Below are 25,222 nucleotides of genomic sequence, written 5' to 3' on the forward strand. Positions count from 1 at the left end.
GTGGACATCCATGGATCTTGAACTCAACGACATCCAGCAGGAGCTCGCGAGCACCCTGGGCAAGTACCTGCGCACCGAATACGATGCGGCCGCCCGCGAGGCGATCCTCAAGAGCGACGAGGGCATCTCGCGCGAGAAGTGGCAGCAGTTCGCGGAGATGGGCCTGCTCGGCCTCACCGTGCCCGAGAGCTTCGGCGGTGCGGAGATGACCTTCGCCGAGGTGGCTGTGGTCCTCGAGGCCTTCGGCCGTTCGCTCGTGCTCGAGCCCTTCGTCGCGACCGCGGTCCTCGGCACCAATGCGCTGCTGCTCGCCGGCAGCGAGGAGCAGAAGCAGGCGATCCTGCCCGGCGTGTGCGAGGGCGAGACCTTCCTCGCCGTCGCCGCCCTCGAGCCGGGGCAGCGCTACGCTCTCGCCCAGCCGACGACGACGGCGACCGCCGACGGTGACGGAGTGCGCCTGACCGGGGAGAAGAACGGTGTGCTCGGCGGCGATGTCGCCGACCACTTCGTCGTCACCGCGGTCGAGAACGGCGAGCTCGGCCTCTTCCTCGTCGCCGCCGACGCGCAGGGGCTCACACGTGTGACCCATCGCCAGGCCGACGGGCTCGGCAGCGCGAGCGTGCGCTTCGACGGCACTCCCGCCCAGCGCCTCGACGCCGGCGACGCCCATGCCGTGCTCTCGGAGGTCTTCGACATCGCCAACGCCGCGCTCATGGCCGAGGCCGTCGGCGCGATGGAGGCGTCGCTGACGATGACGGCCGAGTACCTCAAGACCCGCGAGCAGTTCGGGGCGCCGATCGGTGCCAACCAGGCGCTCCAGCATCGCGCCGCGGACCTCTACGCGGACCTCGAGTACGCCCGCAGCATGGCGCTCTTCGCCCGTCTCGCCGTCACCGCCGAGGCGGAGGGCGCGGAGAAGGATCGCCACCGCGACGTCATCGCCGCGAAGATCATCATCGACTCGACCGCGCGCCACATCAGCCAGGAGTCGATCCAGATGCACGGCGGCATCGGCATGACGATGGAGTACCCGATCGGGCACTACGCGAAGCGCCTCACCGTGATCTCGAAGACCTTCGACGACGCGGACTCGCTCACCGCCGAGCTCGCATCGATCGGCGGTCTCATCGAACCCCACGCCGCCGACCTGTCCTGAGGAGGGCGGCCTGGTGAGTCTCGGCGGAAGGGCAACCGCCCGGTGAGTCACAGCGGGATCAAGGACGCTCAGTGTCGATTCTGAGCTTGCGAATCGACACTGAGCGTCCTTTTTCTGCGTGCTGCCGCGCTACCCGACCGGCTGGTCGAAGACGTGGCGGCGATGTCCGCGTGCTAGCGGCCGCCCGCGTGCCGCCAGCACTCCGCCCGCACCCGCCTCGCGGGCGTGCCAGAGTCCGTGCCGAGCTACCCGATCGGCTGCTCGAAGACGTGGCGGCGGATCCACGCGTGCATGGTGATTGCCGCTGCGGCCGCGGCATTCATCGACCGCGTCGAACCGTACTGGGCGATCGAGAGCACCGCCGAGCTCGCCTGATGCGCCTCCTCGCTCAGCCCCGGCCCCTCCTGGCCGAAGAGCAGCAGGCACCGCTGCGGCAGCTCGAACGTCTCGAGCGGCACCGAGTCCGGGAAGTTGTCGATGCCGATGAGCGGCACGTCGTTCTCGACGCACCATTGGAGCAGGTCGTCGACGCTGGGATGGTGGATGACGTGCTGGTACCTGTCCGTGACCATCGCCCCGCGCCGGTTCCAGCGCCGCCGCCCGACGATGTGCACGGCCGCGGCATTGAACGCGTTCGCCGTGCGCACGACCGAGCCGATGTTGAGGTCGTGCTGCCAGTTCTCGACACCGACGTGGAACCCGTGCCGCACCGTGTCGAGGTCGGCGACGATGGCATCGTGGCGCCAGTAGCGGTACTTGTCGACGACATTGCGCCGGTCCCCGTCGCGCAGCAGCTCCGGATCGTACTCCTCACCGACAGGCCAGGGGCCGGTCCACGGACCGACCCCCACCTGCTGCTGCTCGAGACCGTCGGTCACTTCGCGTCGGAGTCCTTCCCGGAGTCCATCGCGTCGTCCGTGGCCTTCGTCGTGCGGGTGCCCTTCGCCGAGGCGGTGGTGCCCGCAGCCTTCGTCGCGCCGGCCGTCTTCGTCGTCGTGACCTCCTCGGTCTCCGAGACGGTCACGACCTCGTCAGCGTCCGCGTCGTCCGAATCTGCGTCGGCGTCGGCGTCCTTCGTCGCCGTGGCCGTCTTTGCCGCACCCTTCGCCGAGGCGGTCGACGCCTTCGCATCGGCGTCCTCCTCGGAGTCGGAGGCGGCGGCGACCTTCTTCGCGCGCTTGCTCATCTTCACGGTCTTGCCCCCGCGGCCTCCGCCGGAGAGGACCGAGCGGACGTAGGCACCGCCGGCGACCGCGTGGAGGATGAGGGCGAGGACTGCGGCGATCGCTGCGGCGACGAGGCCCTCCCACCACTCGGGCTGGGCCGAGAAGAAGCGGCCCGCGATGCCCAGCGGCGAGGTGAACGGAGTCCAGGAGAGCACCCGGCCGACCGTTCCGCTCGCGCCGACGATGACCGGGGCCATCGCGCCGCCCACGGTGAGGATGCCGATGATCGTGAGCACGATGCTGCGGGCGCGATCGCTCGTCAGGGTCGAGGCCCACACGAGGAGGGCGAAGATCGCCCACGCGGTGAAGAAGAGGGTGAGGGCGAACCATCCGAGTCCGGGCAGCATCGCGAAGGCGATCGACGTCCTGCCCGAGATCGAGAGTCCGAGCTCGAGGACGACGGCTGCGACGAGGAGGTGGATGACGACGAGCGTGAGCATGCCCGTAATCCGACCCGAGGCGGCCGCGCGCGGCGGAATCGTCGCCGCGATGATCTCGGTGATCCGGTTCCGCTTCTCCAAACGCAGGTTCTGGTAGAGCGCGGTGCCGAGGGTGCCGATGACGAGGAGCGAGAAGACGACCATGCCCCACAGCAGCGGAGTGGCGATGTCCTCGGCGACGGCCGGGGTCTGCAGGAGGGTCGCCTCGGTCTGCGGGGCGAGCTTCTCGAGCAGCGCGGTCGGCTGCTTGTCGAGGGCGATGATCGTCGGCTGCGTCTGACCCGTCGGGTCCTGGATGAACGCGGCGTCGACCTCACCATCGCGGACGAGCTGCTCGGCCGCCTGGGCATCGGCGACGTCGGTGATCTTCACACCGAGCTGCTGTTCGTACATCGCCGCCTGCTCGCCGACGCCGACCATGGCCATGCTCGGCGTGCCCGAGTCGACCTGGGCTTCGCGGACGATGCCGCTGATGATCACGGCGAGGATGCCGAGGATGACGACGGCGACGGTGACGAGGAAGAACGGCGAGCGCATGACGGTCGAGCTCTCGCGGTTCGACACCAGCCACGACGCCTGACGCCGGCCGACGTCGACGAACTCGGAGACGAGTCCCGTCTCGGGCAGGTCCTCAGGGTTCGGCCGGTCCTCGGCGAGTTCGAAGGGGACCTCATCGAGTCCGGCCGTCGCATCCGCCTCGGTGTCGGCCGTCTTCTTGGAGGCCGCAGAGGTGGAGGTGCCCGCCTTGGCAGCCGACGCCTTGGAGGCAGCCGACTTCGACGTCGAGGTCGTCGAGTCGGAGTCGGCCGACTCGGTGCCGGTAGTGCCCATGTCGAGGTCGTCGAGGCTCTTGGGGGCCGTGCCCTTCGAGGTCGTCGGCTCCGTTCCGGAGGCGGCCTTGCCGGATGCCCTCGACGTCGTCGTGTCCTTGGCGTTCTCCGCGTCCTGCGCGTCGTCCTTGCGTGCCATCACAGGGCCTCCTTGTACTGCTCGGCCAATGTCGGGCGGATGCGTTCGAAGCTCTCGACTCGTTCGAGCCTCGCCACGGTCGCGGCGGCCGAGCCGGGATCGTTCGCGCGGAAGGTGATGACGGTGTCGATGACCTCGATCTCGGTGATCCCCGACCGTCCTGACAGGGTCTTCGCGGCCGCCTCAGCGTTAGCGAGGGCGACACGGTAGCGGTGCTCGCCGAGGAGGTCGTCGACGCTGCCGGAGGCGGTGACCCTGCCCTGGCTGAGCGCGACGATGTCGTCGGCGTGCTTCTCTGCGGCCTCCCAGTCGTCGGTGGCGAGGATGACGGGGACCCCCGAGGACGCGTGGGCGCGCAGGAGGGACATGACGAGTTCGGTCGACTTCGCGTCGAGGCCGGCGAAGGCATCGTCGATGACGACGACGTCGGGGTCGGCGGCCAGGGTGGCGGCGATGTCGACGCGGGCGATCTCGGCGCCGCTGAGGTTCTTCAGCGGAGCGTAGCCGCGGTCGGCGAGCTCGAGGCGCGAGAGCAGGGTGAGGGCGTTGCGCTCGGCCGCACCGAGGGTGATGCCGTGGAGACGGGCGAGGTAGACGATCTGGTCGATGACCCGCATGTTCGGGTAGCCGCCGCGCTCACCGGGCAGGTAGCCGAAGTTCTGCCGGTCGCCAAAGTCGAGCTCGTGGCCCTCGACTTCGACGGTGCCCTCATCGGGGCTGATGAGACCCATGATCACACGCACGAGTTCGGTGCGTCCTGCCGATCGGGTGCCGACGACGGCGGTGATCCGACCTGCCTCGGCGGTGAAGCTCACCTCGTCCAGATATGTTCGCTTCCCCTTGCGGAGGGAGACCTCGTTGAGTGTGAGCACACGTCATCCTTACGTTCGTCCGTAGGCGGCCGCGCGGAACCGCGGCCCCGTGAGAGTTTCTCATCTATCGTGGTGAATCGCCCACGGCGATTCAAACCGGGGCAGGGATTTCGACGGAATTGACAGTCGAGTCCCAGCTCATGATCGCCCCCGTCACTCCAGGCCGAGGTCCTTCGTCGACAGCGCCGTGAGGTAGGGGATCCCCGCCTCGGCTTCGACCTTCTCCTTCGCCCCCGTGTCACGGTCCATGACCACGGCCACGGCGACCACCTCGGCGCCGGCCTCCCGCAGCGCCTCGACGGCGGTGAGGACGGATCCGCCCGTCGTCGAGGTGTCCTCGACGGCGATGACGCGCTTGCCGGCGACGTCAGGACCTTCGACGCGGCGGGACATGCCGTGCTTCTTCGCCTCCTTGCGGACGACGAATGCGTCGACGGGGGTCCCGCGCAGCACCGAGCGGTGCATGACCGCGGTGCCGACCGGGTCGGCGCCCATCGTCAGCCCGCCGATCGCGTCGATGCCCTCGAGCAGCCCTTCGGCCTCGAGGAGGTCGAGGAGGACGTCGCCGATGAGCGGCGCCGAGCGATGGTCGAGCGTGACCCGGCGCAGGTCGAGGTAGTAGTCGGCCTCGCGGCCGGAGGACAGGGTGACTCGGCCGCGGACCACGGCGAGTTCGTCGATGAGGCCGAGCAGCTGTCGGCGCGTGTCTGCGGGGTCGGTCATGGCCCCCAGTCTACTTGGCCCTCAGGGCCGTCCCGACCCCGCCGAGGCTGGGCGCAGTCCTCACGTCAGGACGGCAACCCTCACCCTCGCCGAGGCGAAAGCCGAGTCTGGCGGGGAGGCTCAGTGTGAGCCGCCGCGGCTGATCACCCGGAGATCGACCTCGACCGGTGCGCCGACCTCTCGGTCGACGACCGTGAAGATCTCGTCGACGATCGACGCGACCGATCGCGAATCGTCGAAGTGGGCGTCGATGCGCACGCGCCAGCCGTCGTCGGACTCGGAGAGGTCGATGCCCGTGGGCTGTCCGCCGGCGCGGCGCAGCACCCGCGCAGTGGCGCTGGCCACGAGGTCCTTCATCCCCGGTGCCAGGGATTCGACTCCGGCGATGCCGGCGACCTCGTGTGAGAGCTGCCGGGCCGTGCGCGTGACCGGTTCGACCTCGCTCGGATCCTCCTCACCGTCGGCGGTAGCGTCATCCCCGGCTGGCAGTTCGGGCTCCGGTCTCGCATCATCCCCGGCGGGCAGTTCGGGCTCAGACGTCGCGTCGGCCCCGGCCGACAGCTCGGGTTCGAGTGCCGCGTCGGAGTCGGACTCGCCCGTGCGCGCGGCCGGTGCGTGACCCGGCAGCGGCGCTGAGGGCGTGTCCGGATGCGACTCGGGCGGGTGCGGGGCAACGATGGGGTCCTCGTGCCGAACCTCGAGCGGAGTCGGCGTCTCATGCGGGTCATTCGACATAGGCATCCTCGACTTCGATATCGATCCGTGCTGCCGGCACTCCGAGCTCGCGTACGAGCGCCTCGGAGACGGCCGTCCTGATGAGATCCGCGGCGGCGACGAAGCGGACGTCCGCGCGCATGGTCACGGTCAGTCGCACCTCGGCGGCGCTGCCTGCCGGTTCCCCGGACGGGGCGATGCCGACGCTGCGGGAGCGGATCCCGTCGACCGAGTCGACGGCATCGCGGACGATCGTCCGCACCGCCGCCGAGGCGATCGAGTACTCGTGCCCCGCATCCGTGCGCAGCTTCGTCGACGGACCCCGGTAGAGGTCGTTGCGGACGAGCTGGAGGATCCGTTCGCGGATCCCGGCGGTCTGCTCGGAGTCGGGGACGTAGTGGCCCATGTAGTCGTCGATGACGTCGCGCAGCTCGGCGTCGAGGTCGGGAGCGGCGCGCTCGTCCTCGGCCCGCCTGCGATCATCACTCATGTCCATCCCTTCATCCCTTCGACGATGGCGGCTCGGGCCCGATGGATCCGGCCGCGCACACTGCCTTCGGTGATGCCCAAGGTGTCGGCCACCTCAGCGTAGCTGAGCCCTTCCATCTGATGGAGGACCCACGTGATGCGCTGCTCGGTGGACAGCGTCGAGAACACCTCGGCGAAGCGCTCGAGCGCGCTGCGGGCCTCGACCCGCTTCTCCACCGAGGCCCGATCGTCGGCGTGGACGCCCATGTCCTCGGGGTCGACCGGATCGGCGGGCCGGGAGACCCGCTTGCGCAGGACGTCGGTGCACCGGTTCGACGCCATCCGATAGACCCACGTGCCGAATGCCTCGGGGGAAGCGAGCGCATTGAGGGACTTCCACGCCTGCACGAGCGTGTCCTGGACGACGTCCTCGGCGTCCTGCCTGTCCCCGAGTGTGCGCATCGCGAAGCGCAGCAGTCTGACCTCGTACCGGTCGACGAGGGCGGCGAAGGCGTCGACATCGCCTTCACGGGCCCGCACGACGAGGGTCACGACGTCGAATCGATCATCACCTCTTGCCATGTCTCAGATCATAGGCGAGCCTCCGACCTGGGAACATGCCTTGCCGGATATTCGGAGGAAAGTTCACCGAATCGAGACTCCGCGGCCGCCGGTGCGCGCACAGGTTTCGGGCGATGCGGAGAAATTCTTGCGATTCGTGCGTGAGGATTCGCCACCGGCTGCGTCTGTACCTATGTCAGCACCTCCGACACGAAAAGGAATGAACAATCATGCCTGAGACCAACGCTCCCTCCACCACCAAGACCGCTGGTTCGACCGCTTCGGCCGGCGCCGACGTCAACAGCCCCCTGGTCACCGACAAGGGCAACACGACCATCGCTGAGAACGTCGTCGCCAAGCTCGCCGGCATCGCGGCGCGCGAGGTCCCCGGCGTCTTCGGTATGGGCAACGCCGCTCGTCGCGCCTTCGACACCCTCACCGACCGGATCCCCGGCTCGCAGACGAACGTCTCGGGCGGAGTCTCCGTGGAGAAGGGCGAGAAGCAGACCGCGATCGATCTCACGATCGTCGTCGAGTACGGCACCTCGATCGTCGACGTCGCCGAGGCGATCCGTCGCAACGTCATCCGCGCCGTCGAGCAGGGCACCGGACTCCAGGTCGTCGAGGTCAACATCGACGTCACCGACGTCCACCTCCCCGACGAGGACAACGACGATCAGAAGAAGTCGGACGATCAGAACAACCTCTCCTGACACACCCACCCCTCGCTGACGCCCCCGAGGCGAGCACTCGCCTCGGGGAGCGCAGCGACAGCCCCGGAAGGACAGCCATGTCGAAAACTTACGTAGGACTGCTTGTCGGACTCACCCTCGGCATCGTCGCGTACTTCGGAGGATTCGTCGCATTCCTCGTCGTCGCGATCTGCGGTGGGCTCGGCCTCACCATCGGTCTCGTCCTCGACGGTCGACTCGACCTCGGAGCCCTGAGCTCGCGTTCGACGACGCGGAGGTGATCGGCGTGGCTGCATCACGCGGTAGCCTCACGATCGCGGACAGAGTCGTCGAGAAGACGGCCTCCGAGATCCTCAAGGGCATTCCCGGAGTCGGCGGCACCACCTCGGGCTTCCTCGGCATCGGCGGCAATGACAGCCTCGACGCCCGTCCGAGCGTGTCGGTGACCCTATCCGGCCGCAGCTGCGTCCTCGACGTCCGGCTCGGCCTCCGCTATCCGCTCCCGATCTCCCAGACGACCGAATCGGTGCGTGAGACCCTGCGCACCGAAGTCGAATCGCTCACGGGGGTCGCTGTCCGCCAGGTCGACATCGACGTGACCTGGCTCCGGCCCGAAGGTACGGGCCGCTCAGCCGAAGTGAGGAGTCTGGCATGAGTGCACAGCTTCTGCGCGCCCGCCCCGCGCGGGTCGTGCCATCCGTCATCGTCGCCGTGGTCCTTCTGCTCATCGCAGTGGCCCTGGGGTGGGCGGGCATCGCCGCGATCGCGCAGGCGAACTCCGCGGACGCCTCTCTGGAGACGGTTCTGCCCGGCATCGCCGGCGCCGAATCGCTCCAGTGGGCCACCCCCGCGGTGATCGCTGCGGGCATCGTGCTCGGCCTCATCGGCCTGGTGCTCGTCATCCTCGCGATCTCGCCGGGAGCCCGCCGCATCCTCGGCCTGCAGGCCCCTGCAGCCGAGCACGTCGAGCGCCTCGAGGTCGCCATGCCGACGTCGGCGCTCTCCGACCTCGCCGCCTCGGCCGCGGATGCCGTCGACGGGGTCGCCCGGGTGCGCGCCTCATCGAACACCCGCTCGTCGATCGTCACGTTCACCACCCCGGTGCGTGACACCGCCGAGATCCGCAGCGAGGTCGCCGATTCGGTCACGCGTCGGCTGAGCTCGATCGATTTCGTCCGGCAACCGAGCGTGCGCGTGCACGCGGTCAGGAGGCAGTGATGCGACGCATGGCAGCAGGCGCGAACCGGACCGGTCTGTTCATCATCGGACTCATCCTCCTCCTCGGCGGAGCGTTCGTCGCCCTCTTCGGGCTCGGACTCCTGGCCGGCATCCTGCCCGGCCTCGATCCCTCGGCGAGTCTCGCCCCGATCGCGGACAAGTTCGCGCTCCCGTTCTCAGCGATCGTCGCCGTCGTCATCGCGGTGGTGCTCGCGATCATCGGAATCTGGTGGCTGTCGCTGCAGATCCCGCGCAAAGACGCGGCGAAGCCGCTGCGCCTCCAGCAGGATGCTCGCACCGGCATCACCTCGGTGACGGCGGCAGTCGTCGCCGAGGCGGTCTCCGACGACCTCGAGGCCACCGACGGCGTCGAGGACTCCCAGGTCATCCTCCGCGGCACCGCGAAGCGACCGGAGCTCATCGTCCACGTCGACGTCGACGAACGCGCGGACATCGACGCCGTCGTCGCCGACATCGCCCACCGGGTCGCCGGCAATGCCAGCCGAGCGCTCGGAGTGCCGATCGCGGCGATGGGACTCGAGATCGGCATCGCCCGGTCGTCGAATCGGAAGCAGCGCGAGGTCACCCTCGCGTAGTCGGCCGAACGATGGCATGACGGAGCGGCGCCCCCTCAGCGGAGGGGGCGCCGCTCCGTCGTCGTGCGTCACTGCCGCGAGGACGGTCCGATCCGGCTCCGCCCGGCACCGTCCGGGGCACTCAGCCAACGGCCGCGCGGTCGAGTCCCCACGCCTCGGCGCCGGGCTGCGCTCGAACACGCGCGTGGACGACTGAACCTCAGGGCAGCGGCCGCGCCGCGGTGACCTCGTCGAAGAACTCGATGACGACGGCGAAGACCTCGTCGCGGACGTCGGGTTCATTGTGGACTTCGTGCCGGACCCCTGCCCACAGCCGCGTCGTCACGGCCGGATGGCCCGCTGCGACGAGATCGTCGGCGACGCTGCGGACACCCTCGCCCCAGTCGCCGACGGGATCCTCCTCCCCGGCGATGAGGAGCACCGGCACCTCGTGGGGGACGCGGGAGGCCCAGCCGGCTCCGTCGACCCGCTCGTAGAGTGCGGCGAAGGAGGCCGCGAAGCCCGCGGTGACGGGATGCTGCCCGAGGTTGAGCGGATCGGAGACGTAGTCGGCGAGGACGGCGGGCGATCCCGAGACCCAGTCGATCGGCGTCGCGTCGGAGCCGTACCGTCGGTTGAGGGGACCGAGCATGAGCGCGAGCGCGCCCGAGTCGACGGCGCCGGCGCCCTCGTCGCGGATCTGTGCGAGAGCGTGATCGCGGCCCTCTGCGATTCCGAGCATCCCTGCCGGGGTGCCGCAGAGCACCGCTCCGGCGACGTCGCCGGAGCCCTCGGCGAGGTAGGCCCGCATGATCATCGACCCCCAGCTGTGGCCGAAGACGAGGAAGGGCACGTCGGGGACGATGGCCCGCGCCCGGAGGGCGAGTTCGGCCTCGTCGGAGACGAAGACCCCGGGGTCGGCACCACCGGAGTCACCCCAGGAGTCATTGGCCACCGCTGTGGTGCCGTGCCCGAGATGGTCGTCGAGCGCGACCGCGTAGCCGGCGTCGAGGAGCGCCGAGACGAGCGGCAGGTAACGACGCGCATGTTCGCCGAACCCGTGGACGATCTGGACGAGTCCCCGCGGCCTCTCCGCCACCGGCGTGTGCACCCAGGCGCGCACGTCGTCGCGGCCGTTGCTCGAGGGGAACGTGAGATCGAAGACGGCCATAGGGGTGCCTCTCAGTCGGCGCGATGCGGATGCGTGATCAAACTCACACCAGCCTACCGGCGAGATTGCGCCGATCGGGTGCTTCGACGGCACTTTTCGCGAGTGCCGGACCCGCACCGCCGAGGTGGCATCGAAGACCTCTCGACCACCCTCCTGCGGTCGGATCGGCGACCGTCTCGACGGTCCCCCGATCCGGCGCGTCAATGACTGTCGTGGTGACTTCGGATGACGGAGATGATGACCGGGGAATGACTGCCGGCATCGATCGAAAAGCGCGCAATCCCTGATCAATACTGATCAGAAGGGCCTCCGACTGAACAGTGTTCGGCACCGCATGTCACGGGCTATAGGACAGAAAGTGTGTCTCGGATCAGGCTCGTGCCCAGCAATCCCAACGGCAATACCCGGTTTGCTTAGCTGATCGGGCTTAGCATCGATGGGGTGCTTGCAATCGACGTACATGCGTGATCTGTCAAACAAGGCTGAAGAAGAACGGCACGACCAGTGCTGGTACACCGAGGTACCGGTGCCCGAACTGCGGGGCCAGCAGCACCGGTACACGGGCCGTATCGACACGAAGAACCGAGCTGCGGGTCTTCCTCGACTGGCTACTCGGTCCCGCACCACAGACGGCTGTCGATCACTTCGGGTCGACCCGAACCTTCCGCCGCCGCACTCAATGGTGCTGGCGAATCGCCCCGACCGTGTCAGCGACTGGGGAGATCCATGACCAGATCATGCTCGATGGCACCTATTTCAACGGGTGGTGCGTCCTCATCGCCTACACCGGGGAGAAGGTCATTCACTGGCAGTGGTGTGATCGGGAGAAGACCGCGTCCTGGACGGCGTTGATCGCCCGTATCCCTGCCCCGAGATACGCCGTCGTCGATGGCAACGGTCCTTTGACCACTGTGATCGAGACGCTGTGGCCAGATACCCGCATCCAACGGTGTTTCTTCCATATCCGGCAGGCCGGACACCGGCACCTGACCCGGAATCCGAGCTTGCCGGCCAACCAGGAACTGTTGCGCCTGTACCAGGCGCTGCCGCGGGTTGACTCCCGCGATCAAGCAGCAGCGTGGTTGGCGGCGTTCGCGTCGTGGGAGGCGAAGTGGTCAAGGTTCCTCAAACACCGCACCAGGGCCAAAGACGCTGGTGCGAGGCCGGCGCATGTCCGTCGTGGACAGTCGTGGTGGTACACGCATCTGCGGACCCGTCGAGCGTATTTCTTCCTCTCACGGATCATCGCGAAAGGACACTTGTTCACCTGGTTGGATGCCGCTGACGAGGGTATCGAGCTCGCGCGGACGACGAACGCGTTAGAAGGCGGGATCAATGCGGGCATCAAAGGACTGCTGCGGGCACACCGCGGGTTGAGTGAGGGGCATGCCCGGCGTGGGGTGGACTGGTTCCTCTTCGAGAGGTCTCATCAGGCCGGGACGGGGTGGTCCTTGGTCGGGCCGGAGCATTGGGCACCGCCGAAGCGTGTGCGTGCTCCTCGTGAGGAGCCGATCGGACCGGTGGAGTACGGGACAGGGTTCTCGTGGGAAGACGGCATCGGCATCCAGAAGGGGTGGGGAGGACGACGCGGGTGACGCGCCCGGAAAAGACACACTTTCTGTCCTATAACCCCATGTCACCAGAATGAGCGAATGATGGTGAATGACAAAGACCCCGGGGCGCGTAATCGCGTCATCCCGGGGTCCTCGCAGCACTCCCCTCGAGTACCCGGACGCATCCCCATACGTCCGTTATGTCCACCCGATCCCCACCGGGCGGACATCACAATTCCACCACACCTTCCGCACAGTTGTAAAGGTTGATCTCACACTTACTTGCTCTCATTGAATGAGAGAATCAGTGTTTCGTCAGCGAGAACCCGCAGATGAGAGGGCTGGTCGAGATCATTCAAGCCTCAACTTCCCTGGTTATTCAGGGCCGAAAAACTTCTCGGATGTCGATACCGTCAGGCCCTGCCCGTCTTCGCTCTCCCCTCCCCTGTCGCGTCCGTGCTGCCGGTCGAAGGCGAAGCCCGCAGAGCCGCGGCGGATGAGCCCCCGCGGAAGGAAGCGGGCGAGCCCCGCTGCCAGCCGGTACTGCGCCCCAGGGACCGAGACGACCCTGCCGCGTCGGGCATCGCGCAGGGATGTGCGCACGACGTCATCGACGCTCAGCCAGATCCACCCCGGTCCCGGTCGGCGTGCGCCGAGGCGTTCGTGGAACTCCGTGTGGACGAATCCGGGCAGCACCGCAGTGACCGTCACCGGGGTGTCACGCAGCTCCCCGGCGAGCGCCTCGGTGAAGACGAGACTCGACGCCTTCGACGCGGCGTACTGGCCCATCGTCGTCAGCGCGGCAAGGGAGGAGACGGTGATGATGCCTCCGCGTCCGCGTTCGCGCATCCCGGCCGCTGCGGCCAGGGAGAGGTCGCGCACGGCTGCCTGGAGCACGGTGTCGAGGGCCGCGACGTCTGCGGGATCCGAGTCGAGGAGTCCCTCAAGCAGTCCGTAGCCCGCGTTGTTGATCAGCACATCGATGCGCCGGGTCCCGATGAGGTCGACGAGGCGGCCGATGTCCTCAGGATTCGAGAGGTCGGCGGGGACCACCTCGGCGCGGATGCCGAACTCGGACTCCGCCTCCCCGGCGACCTGCCGCAGACGCTCAGCACTGCGGGCGACGAGGACGAGATCGAAGCCGTCGGCGGCGAGCGCACGGGCGTAGCCGCGGCCGAGGCCGGCGCTCGCCCCGGTGACGAGCGCCCGGGGTCGGGATCGGCTCGCCCCGGTGACGAGCGCCGTGGTCATCGCGCGCCCTGGCCCATCCGCACGGTCAGCGACTGGGCGGCGGTGCCGATCGGCCCGTCGACGTCGCTGAGCACGCTCGCCGTCTCCCCCACCCCGGTCGGCCCGAAGGCGACCCGGGTCTCGAGGCCGACCCAGCCGGGTGTCGGAGTGCGGATGAGGTGGATGGTGAGGTCGACGTTGGGGAAGAAGGTCGTGCGCGGGTCGACGCGCACGGCGAGCCCGTTGGCGGTGTCGACGTACTTGACGAGCGCCGCGGCCGGCGGGTCGACCTCACCGTCGACGAGCGGGAGGTCGGAGGTGATCCAGCTGCGGGCGCGCCCGGGACGCGCGTCATCGGCCTGCCGTCCCCGCAGAGAGGCGATGTAGCCGCCGCCCCACCGCTCGCTCAGCCCCTGCTCGGGCATGTCCTCCGGAGCGGGCAGCGGGGTCCATTCGTCGCCTGCCACCGCCGAGGTGTCGCTTCCGAGCAGCCGCCACACCCGCGCCCGGATGCTCGCCCTCTCACCGTGGCGCATCGTCGCCTCGACGAGTTCGATGGTCCGCCCGGGGCGGACGACGTCGACGTCGACGGTGAACTCTCCGGAGTGGATGACGCCGAGGACGTCGAAGCTCACCCGCGAGACGATCTTGTCACTCGGCAGGCGGCGTTCGACCTCGGCGAGGACGAGCCCGGAGGCGGGAGCGAGATGCTGCTCGCCCGGCTGCCAGGCACCCTGACTGTGCAGGGTCGAGGCGAACCGGTCCTCCCCGAGGCGGACGTAGTAGGAGTCGGGCACGGTCGCACCGTCGTGGCCGAGGTGCTGGTTGGAGGCATCAGGCATGCCGTCAGACTATCGGGTGCCTGACGAGCGAACACCGTCTAGGGTGGAGGGGTGAGAATCGCAACGTGGAACGTCAACTCGATCCGTGCCCGTGCCGAGCGGATCGGCGCCTGGCTCGACCGCTCCGACGCCGATGTGCTCGCGATCCAGGAGCTCAAGTGCCGGGACGACCAGTTCCCCCGGGAGGTCTTCGACTCCCGCGGCTACGAGGTCGCCTTCCATGGACTCAACCAGTGGAACGGGGTCGCGATCGCCTCCCGAGTCGGCCTCGAGGACCCGCAGATCGGCTTCGCCGGCATGCCCGCCTACAACGACGCCGACGAGGCGCGGGCGATCTCCGCCACGTGCGGCGGGGTCCGGGTCCATTCCCTCTACGTCCCCAACGGCCGCGAGCTCGGCCATCCCCACCTCGACTACAAGCTCGAGTGGTACCGGGCGCTCACCTCGGTCGTCGCCGATCGACTCGCCGCGGACCCGGAGGAGAAGCTCGTCCTCTGCGGTGACTTCAACGTCGCCCCGCTCGACGAGGACGTCTGGGACATGGCCGCCTTCGAAGGCGCCACCCACGTCTCCCCACCGGAGCGGCAGGCCTTCTCCGACCTCCTCGGCGCCGGCCTGACCGAGGTCACCCGCCAATTCACCCCCGGCCCCGGCGTCTACACGTACTGGGACTACCAGCAGCTGCGCTTCCCGAAGAAGCAGGGCATGCGCATCGACTTCGAACTCGCCTCGCAGGCGCTCGCCGCCACAGCCTCGGCGGCGATGATCGACCGCGAGGAGCGCAAGGGCAAGGGAGCCTCCGACCACGCCCCGGTCATCGTCGACTTCGACCTCTGAGCGACAGTACACAGCTTCGGACCAAAGCCGACGAAAGCATGGACATCGCCCCTCTCATCTGGTGAAGTTGGAGCAGGAGGAAGGTGACGACGATGTCAGCAACAGTCCGTGAGCTTGTCGGAGAGGCCTACGAGCGGCGTGAGTCCACGTGGAGGGCCGCGCTCGAGACGGTCGAGGATTGGGTCGACGCGGCACGGGCGAGATCACCCCAGCTCACGGAGGACCGGATGCAGGTGGTTCCGGGCCGGATCAAGGACCCCCTGCGCACGGGCGAGAAGCTGCGGCGCAAGCTCGCCGACGCCAACGATGAGATCCATGAGGCCGTCGAGGTCGAGAACCAGGTCATCGACGTCGTCGGGGCCCGCGCCGTGTGCCGCACGGAACGCGAGCAGTCGGTCCTCTGGGACATCCTCACCGACCCGAACGACGATTCCGCCCTCACCATCGCCGAGGTGCGCGACTACTCCACGCACCCGAAGCCGTCCGGCTACCGCGGCCGCCACCTCATCGTCGAAGTCCCCTTCGACTCCGAACCCTCCGTCCTCGTCGAACTCCAGATCCGCACGATCCTCCAGGACGCGTGGTGCGTGCTCTCCGAGGAGCACCTGTTCAAACCCGGCCAGGTCCTCACTTCGGACTCGCAGCAGGAGCGGCTCTCCCTCGTCCTCGCCGGCCTCTTCGCTCAGGCGGACTCCGTGGCCGGATTCATCGCCGACGACGTCGGGGCCTCCCTCGGTCTCGGCAACTCCGCACCGCCGCGGACGATGACCGACCCCGCCGAGGAGGATCCCTCGATCGAGGTGACGATCCGCGAGCTCAACCACTCCTACGTCCTCGCCGCCGACGAGGTGGGCCGCCACGGCATCATCCGCTTCGAGACGCTCGGCCTCACCCCCGACAACCCCGACCGCGCGGGACTGCCCTCGCCCGGGGACACCCTGCGGGTGCGGATGGACGAGTCCCACTCGACCCGGTACTTCATCCCCGTCTCCGGGGAGGGCTGAGCCGCCACCTCGGCGAGGGCTGAGCCACCGCCTCGGCGAGGTCCGGATCGGCGTGCACGGTGCGGTCGTGGGCACCGACTAGACTTGCGTCCCATGGGAAAGAAGTCGAAGCGCTCCAAGGAAGACCTCATCGCCAAGCGGCTGGCCCGCGCCCAGGCCACGGCGTTCGTCGCCCGCCCCTTCGAGGGGCTGCCGTTCGAAGCCGACCTCATCTGCCTCCGCGAGCTCGTCCCCGCCGCCACCGCGCAGGTGCGCCTGAGCGAGGAGTACGGCGGCCACGACGTGACGATCGCCTCCCTGCTGCCTGCCGCATGGCAGGCCTGGCACCGGGAGGACGGCGCGCTCTACGCCGGCATGCAGGTCCCCGTGTCCTCGACCGATGCCTCCCGTGACGTGGCCCGCGGCATCCTCGCCGCCGCCGAGGCGGCCCCCGGCACGACGATCGAGGCGACGACCGAACCCGGTGAGGGTCCGAAGCTCCAGGACATCCTCGACACCGACCACCCGTTCTCCGTCCGCGTCCTCGAGACCTTCGACTACTGGGACCTGCCCGGCGACGACGACGAGGTGGCCGCCGCCCTCGAACAGGCGAACGATTCGATCACCCCGACCGAGAAGCTCGCCTCCGTCGACTCCGCGTACTGGACGGAGATGTCGGGCCGCACCTACGTGCGCTGGGCCCGCAGCGAAGGTGAGGACGCCGTCGTCGACGCTCTCGCCAGGCTCGCTGCCGAGGGCGGCAACGACCTCGGCGGTCCCGGCACCTTCCTCGGCTACTTCCGCGCGCACGGGATCATCATCCCCGTCTGGGAGCTCGAGTTCGGCACGCAGGCCGATGACGTCGAGGAGCCGATCGCGGAATTCGCCGCCCGCCTCGACGCAGCGCTGAGCTCCGAGGAGCCGCTGAGCACGGAGGCCCGCCGGCTCCGCTCGGGCATCGTCGCCCGCCAGCTCACCATCCACTGACCGCCGCCCGCCTGCAGCCCGGGGCCACCGCCTCGGCGAGGGGATGAAGGAGAGGAACCGTCCTTGCCCGAGCACCAGACACCGAGCGGAATCGCCGCCGTCATCCCCGCCATGGACGAGGCGGAGCGGATCGCAACGACCGTCGCGAGCACGAAGCTCATCCCCGGCGTCGACATCGTCATGGTCGTCGACGACGGATCGAGCGATGACACCGGCACCGTCGCCCGGCGGGCCGGCGCCGAGGTCGTCACCCACCGGAAGAACAAGGGCAAGGCCGCGGCGATGATGACCGGGGCGTTCGCGATCCGCAATCGCGAGATCTCCGAGGCCGCTCCCGGGCAGCCCCCGCAGCACCGCGCTCTGCTCTTCATCGACGGCGACCTCGAGGACTCCGCGGTCAACACCGCACCGCTCGCGGCCCCCGTGCTCGCCGGCGAGGCCGATATGACGATCGCGATCCTCCCCGCCCAGAAGCGCAAGGGCGGGGGCTTCGGCTTCGTCGTCGGGCTCGCGAAGAAGGGCATCGCCGAACTCTCAGGATTCGAGGCGACCCAGCCGCTCTCGGGCATGCGGTGCCTGAGCCGGGAGGCCTTCGATGCGGCCCTGCCGTTCGCCGCCGGTTGGGGGGTGGAGACAGCGATGACGATCGACGTCGTCAACGCGGGCCTGCGCGTCGAGGAGGTCGAATGCGACCTCCACCACCGGGTCACCGGCCGCGACCTCAAGGCTCAGCTCCACCGCGCAGCCCAGTACCGCGACGTCGCCCGGGCCCTGCTGGCGCGTCGACTGAAGGGCCGGAAGTGAGGTACGCGTACCTCGGCCCCGAAGCGACGTTCACCGAGGCGGCGCTGCTGCGCTACCTCGACGCCCACGACCTGCGGGAGCAGGCGACGACCCAGCCGATGCGCGGTGCCGCGGCCGCCCTCGACGCCGTCCTCGACGGCGACTGCCTCGCCGCGGTCGTCCCGATCGAGAACTCCGTCGAGGGCGGGGTGCCGGCGACGATCGATGCGCTCACCGAGCACGGCGACCTCCAGATCATCGCCGAGGTGGTCGTCCCCGTCCGCTTCGTCCTCGCCGTGCGTCCGGGCACCGCCGCCTCGGCGATCACCTCGTTCGGCACCCACCCCCACGGGGAGGCCCAGGTGCGCGGCTACATGGCCGAGCACTACCCCGACGCCGTCTACATCCCGACGTCGTCGACGGCCGCCGCTGCCCGCGACCTCGCGGGCGACGCCGCCGACCACGTCGCCGCGGTGTGTCCGGCGCTCGCTGCCGAACGCTACGGCCTCGAGGTCATCGCCACCGACATCGGGGACCGCCAGGACGCGGTCACCCGCTTCGTCGTCGTCACCCTGCCCGGCCCGATCCCCGCGCAGACCGGGGCGGACAAGACGACACTGGTTGCGGCCCTGCGCTCCGACCGGCCCGGTGCCCTCCTCGAACTCCTCGAGCAGTTCTCGACCCGCGGGATCACGATGTCGCGGATCGAGTCACGCCCCACCGGTGACCGGCTCGGTCTCTACCAGTTCTCCATCGACCTCCTCGGCCACATCAGGGAGGCCAGGGTCTCCGACGCCCTCGTCGGGGTCCACCGGGTCGCGATGAGCGTGAAGTTCCTCGGCAGCTACCCGAGCGCCGACGCCACCCGTCCGATCATCGATCCGACGACGACGGACTCCGCGTTCGCCGAGGCGACCGCGTGGCTGACCGGAGTCCTCGACCGCGACGACTGATCCCACCCCTGCGACGAAGGAGTCGACGATGGACACCGCCCCTGCCGGCACCGGCACGCCCCCTGCCCCCGACGCGATCATCGTCGGGGCGGGACTGGCCGGCCTCGTCGCCGCCTTTGAGCTCACCCGTGCGGGCAGGAGCGTCCTCATCGTCGACCAGGAGAACCGGGCCTCCCTCGGCGGGCAGGCGTTCTGGTCCCTCGGCGGGCTCTTCCTCGTCGACTCCCCCGAACAGCGTCGCCTGGGAGTGCGGGACTCCCTCGACCTCGCCCGCTCCGACTGGGCCGCCTCGGCGGGGTTCGACCGGGAGGAGGACCGCTGGCCGCGCAAGTGGGCCGATGCCTACCTCGACTTCGCCGCCGGGGAGAAGCGGGACTACCTCCACGGCCTCGGGCTGCGGCTGACCCCGATCGTCGGGTGGGCCGAACGCGGCGGCACCGAACCCGGCGACCACGGGAACTCCGTGCCCCGATTCCACCTCACGTGGGGCACCGGTCCCGAGGTCGTGCGGATCTTCCGGGAGCCCGTCGAAGCCGCCGAGGCGGCCGGCCGGGTCGACTTCCGCTTCCGTCACCGGGTCGATGAGCTGCTCACCGACGACCGCGGCGTCGTCGGTGTGCGCGGACGGGTGCTCGCACCGAGCCCGACGGCGCGCGGGATCGCCTCGAACCGGGAGGAGGTCGACGACTTCGAGTTCCGTGCCCCGGCCGTCATCGTCACCAGCGGCGGGATCGGGCACAGCTTCGAGACGATGCGCAGGTTCTGGCCGACCGAGCGCCTCGGCCCGTTCCCCGACCGGATGCTCGCGGGCGTGCCCGCCCATGTCGACGGGGGGATGCTCGGCATCGCCGAGGCGGCGGGGGCGAGTCTGATCAACCGGGACCGGATCTGGGCGTACACCGAGGGCATCGAGAACTGGAACCCGATCTGGCCGGGCCACGGGATCCGCATCATCCCCGGCCCCTCCTCGCTGTGGTTCGACGCCGCCGGGCAGCGTCTGCCCGCCCCGAACTACCCGGGATTCGACACGAACCGGACGATGGCCGCGATCCTGAGCACCGGGCACGACTACTCGTGGTTCGTCCTCAACGCCTCGATCATCCGCAAGGAGTTCGCGCTCTCGGGCTCCGAGCAGAACCCCGACCTCACGCTCAAGGACATCCGGGTCACCCTCGACCGCGTGCGCTCCTCCGGCGCGCCCGCCCCCGTCGAGGCGTTCACCCGGTTCGGGTCCGACTTCGTCGTCGCCGAGACCACCGAGGAGCTCGTCGCGGGGATGAATGCCCGCTCCCGGGGCCCGGTCATCGACCACGATGACCTCGTCGCGCAGATCGCAGCCCGGGACCGGGAGATCGGGGACGCCGACCCCCGGGATCCGCAGGTGCAGGCGATCCACCGGGCCCGGCGCTACCTCGGCGATCGGATCGTGCGGGTCCAGCGCCCGCATGCGATCCTCGACCCCGCGCACGGACCGCTCATCGCCGTCCGGTTGGGAATCCTCTCACGCAAGACCCTCGGAGGGCTCGAGACGGACCTCGACGCCCAGGTCCTCGACTCCGGCGGTGAGCCGATCCCGGGTCTCTTCGCCGCCGGTGAGGTCGCCGGGTTCGGCGGCGGCGGAATGCACGGGTACAACGCGCTCGAGGGGACGTTCCTCGGCGGGTGCATCTTCTCGGGACTGCGCGCCGGTCGCGCCGTGGCCGCACGGCCGAGGTAGGGCGTCGGCGGCCTCAGGCTGAACTGACAGTGTGCGGTTCAGGCGGCGGGGCCGGGGGCGTCGGTTCAGGCGGCGGGGCCGGGGTTCTCCGCGTCGGGGGCGGTCGCCTCGGCGCCCGAGACGGGGCCGGCGGGGCGCTGGAGGCGCGACGGGGTGAGGTACTGGGTCGTCGAGATCCCGAGCACCCGCTGCTGGCGGGAGAGGTTGTACGTGCGGTCGTGCTGGAGGTATTCGACGAGGAACAGCCGGGCGCTGTCCCCGCGCCGGAACAGCGACTTCACCTTGAGCCCCACCTTCGCTGCGACGAGCGCCTTGTCCTTGGCGATCGCCTCGATGACGACGGGGTCATAGCCCATCCGGGCGAAATGCGTGGCCACCGCATCCTTGAGGCGGTAGGGGATCGGGTCGCCGATGTTGAACGGCCCCGAGGCCTTGGGCACGTCGAGACACGCGAGTGCCGCCCGGACGAGATTGTCGATCGCCGTCAGGGTCATCTTCTGCCGACCGCCGCCGGGCAGGGTGAGGACCCCTTTGCGTGCGAAGCAGCGCAGGCTGGGCATGAACATCGTCTCGCCCGGGCCGTAGACGGCGGCAGGGCGGAGGATCGCGGCGTCGGGACGGATGCGGGTGACCAGCTGCTCGGCGAGCACATGGGTCTTCGCGTAGTCGTCGTGGTACTCGCTCGGGCCCTTCGGGCCCGCCTCCTCCCAGAGGTCGGTGTGCGGGGCCGTCGGTGAGTAGACGGTCGTCGAGGACAGATGGACGATCCTCGCGTCCTCGAAGGCGTCGAGGACGTTGCGGGTGCCGGTGACACGCACGTCGTAGAAGTCGTCGTAGGCTGCGGTGACGTCGTGGATGCCGGCACAGTGGAAGACAGCGGTGACCTTCTTCGCCAGAGAGCGGATCGGGGCCGGCGCCTCCTGTCGGATGTCCCATTCGTGGAAGTTCACGCCCGGGATCTGCGGATCCCGTCGGCACAGGGCGTAGACCGGTTCGTCACGGGTCGCCAGGGCACGGGCGATGGCACCGCCGATGAAGCCGCTCGCCCCGGTCACCACTATCGCCACGGCCGCTCCTCGCTCTTTCCCGCTCTCACCGGTCCCGGGTGCGCGCATCCCCCTGCGGCATGTCGAGCATGGCCGGATCGGCATCGGTCAGGGGGAGTCCGCTGCACACGGAACACTGCCTTGCCTAAGGCAACTGTAACCGACCACACGGACTCGGCCGCGTCGGGCCCGCAGAAATCGTTCCCCACAAGACCTCATCGTGAGAATACAATTGCCTCAGCTGTAACCGCCCTTGTCCCCAGTCGCCTGGAATCAGGAGCCGCCGATGACGCCGCCGCACACGACCATCGGCCACGGGGCTGCGACGAAGGCCGCCGGGATCCACGCGCGGCCCGGACCACCGCGCCGGCGTCCTCTCTCCCCCTCCGCCCTCGCCGCCCAGCCGCACGTTGCCCTCACCGCCCGGCCGGGCCCCGCCATCTCCGCCCAACCTGGCGCCGCCATCTCCGCCCGGGCGGACCCCGCGACCATCCACCGCCCCGGCGTCGAGGCGGTGGTGCAACCCTGATCTCGGCGACAATTCCCCCTCGAAAACCAAAGTTGAGTGGAATAGACTCAACTTTTGAGGTGTTGGAACGAAGAGAAGTCACACACACCAGTTGAAGGAGATGCGCATGGACGCACAGATGACGACCAAGTCACGAGAGGCGCTGCAGGCGGCGGTCAATGACGTCGTCGCGCGCCACAACAACCAGATCGAACCGGCCCACCTCGTCGCGGCGCTGCTCGAGCAGCCGGATTCCCTCGCCTCGAACCTGCTGGCCAAGGTCGGTGCCGACCGCCAGTCCGTTCTCACCGCCGTCGACGCCGTGATCGGCGGATTCCCCACAGTCAGCGGTCAGTCCGTCTCGCAGCCGAGCCTCTCGCGCGCCGGCCTCGAGATGATGAACCTCGCCCAGGAGGAGATGACGGCGCTCGGCGACCAGTACGTCTCCACCGAGCACCTCCTGCTCGCGGCAGCCGCGATGCACGACGGCTCGGGCGATGCCCTGCGCAGCAACGGCGCGAGCCGCGACGCGCTGCTCGCCGCCCTGCCGGAGCTGCGCGGCGGCAAGAAGGTCACCTCGGAGAACCCTGAGGACACGATGCAGTCGCTCGAGAAGTTCGGCATCGACCTCACCGCGGCCGCCCGCGAAGGCAAGCTCGACCCGGTCATCGGCCGTGACAAGGAGGTGCGCCGGGTCATCCAGGTGCTCTCGCGCCGGACGAAGAACAACCCCGTCCTCATCGGCGAGCCCGGCGTCGGCAAGACCGCCGTCGTCGAGGGCCTCGCCCAGCGCATCGTCGCCGGCGACGTGCCCGAGTCCCTGCGGGACAAGACGCTCATCAGCCTCGACCTCTCGGCCATGGTGGCCGGAGCGAAGTACCGCGGTGAGTTCGAGGAGCGCCTCAAGGCGGTCCTCGAGGAGATCAAGAACGCCGACGGCCAGATCATCACGTTCATCGACGAGCTCCACACGATCGTCGGGGCCGGGGCCGGCGGGGACTCCTCGATGGATGCCGGCAACATGCTCAAGCCGATGCTCGCCCGCGGCGAGCTGCGGCTCATCGGTGCGACCACGCTCGATGAGTACCGCGAGAACATCGAGAAGGACCCGGCGCTCGAACGCCGCTTCCAGCAGGTGTTCGTCGGCGAACCGAGCGTCGAGGACACCATCGCGATCCTCCGCGGACTCAAGGAGCGCTACGAAGCGCACCACAAGGTCTCGATCAACGACGGCGCCCTCGTCGCCGCAGCCGGCCTGTCGAACCGGTACATCACCGGCAGGCAGCTGCCGGACAAGGCGATCGACCTCGTCGACGAGGCGGCATCACGGCTGCGTATGGAGATCGACTCGGCTCCGGCGGAGATCGACGAGCTGCGCCGTGCCGTCGACCGCCTGAAGATGGAGGAGATGGCCCTGTCGAAGGAGACCGACTCCGCCTCCCAGGAGCGGCTGAGCAACCTGCGCGCCGACCTCGCGGACAAAGAGGAGAACCTCCGCGGCCTCGAGGCGACGTGGGAGTCCCAGCGGGCCGGCCTCAACCGGGTCGGCGAGCTGAAGACGAAGCTCGACGAACTGCGCTCGCAGGCCGAGAAGGCCCAGCGCGACACGGACCTCGAGACGGCGTCGCGTCTGCTCTACGGGGAGATCCCCGCGGTGCAGAAGGAGATCGCCGAGGCCGAGGCCGAGGAGGCAGAGGCCGACGCCGGCCAGACCAGCGATCCGATGGTCAGCGACAAGGTCACGGCCAACGACATCGCCGAGGTGGTGGCGTCGTGGACGGGCATCCCCGCCGGACGCCTCATGCAGGGCGAGGTCGAGAAGCTGCTCGGGGCGGAGAACGAGCTCGGCAAGCGCCTCATCGGGCAGAAGGATGCCGTTGCCGCGGTCTCCGATGCGATCCGCCGCTCCCGGGCCGGGGTCTCCGATCCCGACCGGCCGACCGGGTCGTTCCTCTTCCTCGGACCGACCGGCGTCGGCAAGACGGAGCTCGCGAAGTCACTCGCGGACTTCCTCTTCGACGACGAGAAGGCCCTCATCCGCATCGACATGAGCGAGTACGGGGAGAAGCACACGGTCTCCCGCCTCGTCGGTGCTCCCCCGGGGTACGTCGGCTACGACGAGGGCGGTCAGCTCACCGAGGCGGTGCGTCGGCGTCCGTACTCCGTCGTCCTCCTCGACGAGGTGGAGAAGGCGCATCCGAGCGTCTTCGACATCCTCCTCCAGGTCCTCGACGACGGTCGTCTCACGGATGGTCAGGGCCGCACGGTCGACTTCCGGAACACGATCCTCATCCTCACCTCGAACCTCGGTTCCCAGTTCCTCGTCGATCAGGCGATGACGGCGCAGGAGCAGAAGGATGCGGTCATGGACGTCGTCGCCTCGGCGTTCAAGCCCGAGTTCCTCAACCGGCTCGACGACATCGTGCTCTTCGACGCGCTGAGCAACGACGAGCTCACCTCGATCGTCGACCTGCAGATCAAGAGCATGGACAAGCGCCTCGCGGATCGTCGGATCACCCTCGACGTGACCCAGGAGGCCAAGGACTGGCTCGCGCTCGAAGGCTACGATCCGGCCTACGGTGCGAGGCCTCTGCGCCGTCTCGTCCAGCGCGAGATCGGGGACAAGCTGGCGCGGAAGATGCTCGCCGGCGACATCCAGGACGGGGACACGGTCCTCGTCACGATGCCCGAGCACGCCGACACGACGGGTCTGGAGCTCCAGGCCAAGCAGTGAGGCATCCGGGCTGAGCGGCCGACTGCTCATCAAGCCGACTGCTCATCCGGCAGACTGCTCATCCGAAGGAGGGGCGACCATCATGGTCGCCCCTCCTTCAGTGTGTCCGGGGACGTAGGCTGCTCGGGTGAGCGCGTGTCGAAGGGCCGGCGGGTGGCGTGAGGCGGGTGCCCCTCCGAGACGGGTGCCTCCCCGAGGCGGATCCGGTTCGAAATCCGGCCTGCATCCGAACCGGATCCTCCTCGGGGAGTGCAGTGGCGGCTG

The 25,222-nt window shown here is 69.1% G+C and carries 25 protein-coding genes; 14 read left to right on the top strand and 11 right to left on the bottom strand.

Annotated features, from left to right (window positions below; all coding sequences use genetic code 11):
* The first annotated feature begins 10 nt into the window (after positions 1-10).
* Entirely contained in the window at positions 11-1,156 is a 1,146-nt protein-coding gene (locus tag ACQ1RG_RS02945; protein WP_009378777.1) for an acyl-CoA dehydrogenase family protein, read from the top strand.
* A 245-nt stretch (positions 1,157-1,401) separates the two neighbouring features.
* Here ACQ1RG_RS02945 and ACQ1RG_RS02950 read toward each other — a convergent pair whose 3' ends face one another.
* The 7 genes from ACQ1RG_RS02950 to ACQ1RG_RS02980 all read right to left on the bottom strand — a co-directional run bounded on the left by ACQ1RG_RS02950 (position 1,402) and on the right by ACQ1RG_RS02980 (position 7,150).
* Complete coding sequence (locus ACQ1RG_RS02950; RefSeq protein WP_009378776.1) at positions 1,402-2,034, bottom strand: TrmH family RNA methyltransferase; 633 nt, start codon at positions 2,032-2,034, stop codon at positions 1,402-1,404.
* Entirely contained in the window at positions 2,031-3,791 is a 1,761-nt protein-coding gene (locus ACQ1RG_RS02955; protein WP_009378775.1) for an ABC transporter permease, read from the bottom strand. Before ACQ1RG_RS02955 ends, ACQ1RG_RS02950 begins: the two co-directional genes overlap by 4 nt.
* On the bottom strand, positions 3,791-4,663 hold the full coding sequence (locus ACQ1RG_RS02960) for an ABC transporter ATP-binding protein (protein WP_009378774.1): 873 nt from the start codon (positions 4,661-4,663) through the stop codon (positions 3,791-3,793). Before ACQ1RG_RS02960 ends, ACQ1RG_RS02955 begins: the two co-directional genes overlap by 1 nt.
* 153 nt (positions 4,664-4,816) lie before the next feature.
* Entirely contained in the window at positions 4,817-5,386 is a 570-nt protein-coding gene (pyrE, locus tag ACQ1RG_RS02965; protein ID WP_009378772.1) for an orotate phosphoribosyltransferase, read from the bottom strand.
* A gap of 120 nt (positions 5,387-5,506) precedes the next feature.
* The gene (locus tag ACQ1RG_RS02970) at positions 5,507-6,121 is read right to left on the bottom strand and encodes a hypothetical protein (protein WP_009378770.1); all 615 of its coding nucleotides are present in this window, start codon (positions 6,119-6,121) and stop codon (positions 5,507-5,509) included.
* Positions 6,111-6,590 carry a hypothetical protein gene (locus ACQ1RG_RS02975; RefSeq protein ID WP_131248283.1) on the bottom strand — a complete coding sequence of 160 codons (480 nt, stop codon included), beginning with the start codon at positions 6,588-6,590 and terminating at the stop codon, positions 6,111-6,113. Before ACQ1RG_RS02975 ends, ACQ1RG_RS02970 begins: the two co-directional genes overlap by 11 nt.
* The gene (locus ACQ1RG_RS02980; RefSeq protein ID WP_009378766.1) at positions 6,587-7,150 is read right to left on the bottom strand and encodes an RNA polymerase sigma factor; all 564 of its coding nucleotides are present in this window, start codon (positions 7,148-7,150) and stop codon (positions 6,587-6,589) included. The genes ACQ1RG_RS02975 and ACQ1RG_RS02980 overlap by 4 nt, the downstream gene beginning before the upstream one ends.
* A 209-nt stretch (positions 7,151-7,359) precedes the next feature.
* Between ACQ1RG_RS02980 and ACQ1RG_RS02985 the strand changes: the two genes are divergently transcribed.
* The 5 genes from ACQ1RG_RS02985 (at position 7,360) to ACQ1RG_RS03005 (ending at position 9,635) form a co-directional block, all read left to right on the top strand.
* Positions 7,360-7,842: an Asp23/Gls24 family envelope stress response protein gene (locus ACQ1RG_RS02985; protein WP_009378764.1), complete on the top strand. Its 483-nt coding sequence runs from the start codon at positions 7,360-7,362 to the stop codon at positions 7,840-7,842.
* A 77-nt stretch (positions 7,843-7,919) separates the two neighbouring features.
* Complete coding sequence (locus ACQ1RG_RS02990) at positions 7,920-8,102, top strand: DUF2273 domain-containing protein (protein WP_009378762.1); 183 nt, start codon at positions 7,920-7,922, stop codon at positions 8,100-8,102.
* 5 nt (positions 8,103-8,107) lie between these two features.
* The gene (locus ACQ1RG_RS02995; protein ID WP_100227478.1) at positions 8,108-8,476 is read left to right on the top strand and encodes an Asp23/Gls24 family envelope stress response protein; all 369 of its coding nucleotides are present in this window, start codon (positions 8,108-8,110) and stop codon (positions 8,474-8,476) included.
* The gene (locus ACQ1RG_RS03000; RefSeq protein ID WP_009378758.1) at positions 8,473-9,039 is read left to right on the top strand and encodes a DUF6286 domain-containing protein; all 567 of its coding nucleotides are present in this window, start codon (positions 8,473-8,475) and stop codon (positions 9,037-9,039) included. Before ACQ1RG_RS02995 ends, ACQ1RG_RS03000 begins: the two co-directional genes overlap by 4 nt.
* Positions 9,039-9,635 carry an alkaline shock response membrane anchor protein AmaP gene (locus ACQ1RG_RS03005; protein WP_009378756.1) on the top strand — a complete coding sequence of 199 codons (597 nt, stop codon included), beginning with the start codon at positions 9,039-9,041 and terminating at the stop codon, positions 9,633-9,635. The genes ACQ1RG_RS03000 and ACQ1RG_RS03005 overlap by 1 nt, the downstream gene beginning before the upstream one ends.
* A 199-nt stretch (positions 9,636-9,834) precedes the next feature.
* Here the strand turns inward: ACQ1RG_RS03005 and ACQ1RG_RS03010 are convergent, their stop codons facing one another.
* Positions 9,835-10,785: an alpha/beta fold hydrolase gene (locus ACQ1RG_RS03010; protein WP_009378754.1), complete on the bottom strand. Its 951-nt coding sequence runs from the start codon at positions 10,783-10,785 to the stop codon at positions 9,835-9,837.
* A gap of 464 nt (positions 10,786-11,249) precedes the next feature.
* Here ACQ1RG_RS03010 and ACQ1RG_RS03015 point away from each other — a divergent pair, with 464 nt between their 5' ends.
* Entirely contained in the window at positions 11,250-12,380 is a 1,131-nt protein-coding gene (locus tag ACQ1RG_RS03015) for an IS1249 family transposase (RefSeq protein ID WP_144589524.1), read from the top strand.
* Positions 12,381-12,713: 333 nt separating this feature from the next.
* Here the strand turns inward: ACQ1RG_RS03015 and ACQ1RG_RS03020 are convergent, their stop codons facing one another.
* Together ACQ1RG_RS03020 and ACQ1RG_RS03025 are read right to left on the bottom strand one after the other, a co-directional pair.
* Positions 12,714-13,589, bottom strand: a complete 876-nt coding sequence (locus ACQ1RG_RS03020; RefSeq protein WP_009378752.1) for an SDR family NAD(P)-dependent oxidoreductase — start codon at positions 13,587-13,589, stop codon at positions 12,714-12,716.
* Complete coding sequence (locus tag ACQ1RG_RS03025; RefSeq protein WP_009378750.1) at positions 13,586-14,410, bottom strand: thioesterase family protein; 825 nt, start codon at positions 14,408-14,410, stop codon at positions 13,586-13,588. The genes ACQ1RG_RS03020 and ACQ1RG_RS03025 overlap by 4 nt, the downstream gene beginning before the upstream one ends.
* A gap of 51 nt (positions 14,411-14,461) precedes the next feature.
* On the opposite strand from ACQ1RG_RS03025, the gene ACQ1RG_RS03030 reads away from it, so the two are divergent.
* The 6 genes from ACQ1RG_RS03030 (at position 14,462) to ACQ1RG_RS03055 (ending at position 20,670) form a co-directional block, all read left to right on the top strand.
* On the top strand, positions 14,462-15,247 hold the full coding sequence (locus ACQ1RG_RS03030) for an exodeoxyribonuclease III (protein ID WP_009378748.1): 786 nt from the start codon (positions 14,462-14,464) through the stop codon (positions 15,245-15,247).
* Between the two features lie 92 nt (positions 15,248-15,339).
* A complete protein-coding gene (locus ACQ1RG_RS03035; RefSeq protein WP_009378746.1) occupies positions 15,340-16,251 on the top strand; it encodes a GTP pyrophosphokinase in 912 nt (303 codons plus the stop codon).
* A 93-nt stretch (positions 16,252-16,344) separates the two neighbouring features.
* Entirely contained in the window at positions 16,345-17,217 is an 873-nt protein-coding gene (locus ACQ1RG_RS03040; RefSeq protein WP_009378744.1) for a DUF5926 family protein, read from the top strand.
* Positions 17,218-17,280: 63 nt separating this feature from the next.
* Positions 17,281-18,021 carry a glycosyltransferase family 2 protein gene (locus ACQ1RG_RS03045; protein ID WP_009378742.1) on the top strand — a complete coding sequence of 247 codons (741 nt, stop codon included), beginning with the start codon at positions 17,281-17,283 and terminating at the stop codon, positions 18,019-18,021.
* Positions 18,018-18,953 (top strand): prephenate dehydratase, encoded by a 936-nt coding sequence (gene pheA, locus ACQ1RG_RS03050; protein ID WP_009378736.1) that lies wholly within the window; start codon positions 18,018-18,020, stop codon positions 18,951-18,953. Before ACQ1RG_RS03045 ends, pheA begins: the two co-directional genes overlap by 4 nt.
* Before the next feature lie 28 nt (positions 18,954-18,981).
* Entirely contained in the window at positions 18,982-20,670 is a 1,689-nt protein-coding gene (locus tag ACQ1RG_RS03055) for an FAD-binding dehydrogenase (protein WP_009378734.1), read from the top strand.
* Positions 20,671-20,735: 65 nt separating this feature from the next.
* Here the strand turns inward: ACQ1RG_RS03055 and ACQ1RG_RS03060 are convergent, their stop codons facing one another.
* Positions 20,736-21,737: an NAD-dependent epimerase/dehydratase family protein gene (locus ACQ1RG_RS03060; RefSeq protein ID WP_430600486.1), complete on the bottom strand. Its 1,002-nt coding sequence runs from the start codon at positions 21,735-21,737 to the stop codon at positions 20,736-20,738.
* Between the two features lie 614 nt (positions 21,738-22,351).
* Between ACQ1RG_RS03060 and clpB the strand changes: the two genes are divergently transcribed.
* Positions 22,352-24,958 (top strand): ATP-dependent chaperone ClpB, encoded by a 2,607-nt coding sequence (clpB, locus tag ACQ1RG_RS03065; protein ID WP_009378729.1) that lies wholly within the window; start codon positions 22,352-22,354, stop codon positions 24,956-24,958.
* Positions 24,959-25,222: the final 264 nt, after the last annotated feature.

This window comes from Brevibacterium sp. K72, from assembly GCF_050562175.1.
Classification (GTDB): domain Bacteria; phylum Actinomycetota; class Actinomycetes; order Actinomycetales; family Brevibacteriaceae; genus Brevibacterium; species Brevibacterium casei.

What these genes read in the sequence shown, in the direction of transcription:
- ACQ1RG_RS02945 (WP_009378777.1), top strand. Translation starts at nt 11, where the DNA reads ATGGATCTTGAACTCAACGACATCCAGCAGGAGCTCGCGAGCACCCTG.
- ACQ1RG_RS02955 (WP_009378775.1), bottom strand. Translation starts at nt 3,791, where the DNA reads ATGGCACGCAAGGACGACGCGCAGGACGCGGAGAACGCCAAGGACACG.
- pyrE (WP_009378772.1), bottom strand. Translation starts at nt 5,386, where the DNA reads ATGACCGACCCCGCAGACACGCGCCGACAGCTGCTCGGCCTCATCGAC.
- ACQ1RG_RS02970 (WP_009378770.1), bottom strand. Translation starts at nt 6,121, where the DNA reads ATGTCGAATGACCCGCATGAGACGCCGACTCCGCTCGAGGTTCGGCAC.
- ACQ1RG_RS02975 (WP_131248283.1), bottom strand. Translation starts at nt 6,590, where the DNA reads ATGAGTGATGATCGCAGGCGGGCCGAGGACGAGCGCGCCGCTCCCGAC.
- ACQ1RG_RS02980 (WP_009378766.1), bottom strand. Translation starts at nt 7,150, where the DNA reads ATGGCAAGAGGTGATGATCGATTCGACGTCGTGACCCTCGTCGTGCGG.
- ACQ1RG_RS02985 (WP_009378764.1), top strand. Translation starts at nt 7,360, where the DNA reads ATGCCTGAGACCAACGCTCCCTCCACCACCAAGACCGCTGGTTCGACC.
- ACQ1RG_RS02990 (WP_009378762.1), top strand. Translation starts at nt 7,920, where the DNA reads ATGTCGAAAACTTACGTAGGACTGCTTGTCGGACTCACCCTCGGCATC.
- ACQ1RG_RS03000 (WP_009378758.1), top strand. Translation starts at nt 8,473, where the DNA reads ATGAGTGCACAGCTTCTGCGCGCCCGCCCCGCGCGGGTCGTGCCATCC.
- ACQ1RG_RS03005 (WP_009378756.1), top strand. Translation starts at nt 9,039, where the DNA reads ATGCGACGCATGGCAGCAGGCGCGAACCGGACCGGTCTGTTCATCATC.
- ACQ1RG_RS03010 (WP_009378754.1), bottom strand. Translation starts at nt 10,785, where the DNA reads ATGGCCGTCTTCGATCTCACGTTCCCCTCGAGCAACGGCCGCGACGAC.
- ACQ1RG_RS03020 (WP_009378752.1), bottom strand. Translation starts at nt 13,589, where the DNA reads ATGACCACGGCGCTCGTCACCGGGGCGAGCCGATCCCGACCCCGGGCG.
- ACQ1RG_RS03025 (WP_009378750.1), bottom strand. Translation starts at nt 14,410, where the DNA reads ATGCCTGATGCCTCCAACCAGCACCTCGGCCACGACGGTGCGACCGTG.
- ACQ1RG_RS03035 (WP_009378746.1), top strand. Translation starts at nt 15,340, where the DNA reads ATGTCAGCAACAGTCCGTGAGCTTGTCGGAGAGGCCTACGAGCGGCGT.
- ACQ1RG_RS03040 (WP_009378744.1), top strand. Translation starts at nt 16,345, where the DNA reads ATGGGAAAGAAGTCGAAGCGCTCCAAGGAAGACCTCATCGCCAAGCGG.
- ACQ1RG_RS03055 (WP_009378734.1), top strand. Translation starts at nt 18,982, where the DNA reads ATGGACACCGCCCCTGCCGGCACCGGCACGCCCCCTGCCCCCGACGCG.
- clpB (WP_009378729.1), top strand. Translation starts at nt 22,352, where the DNA reads ATGGACGCACAGATGACGACCAAGTCACGAGAGGCGCTGCAGGCGGCG.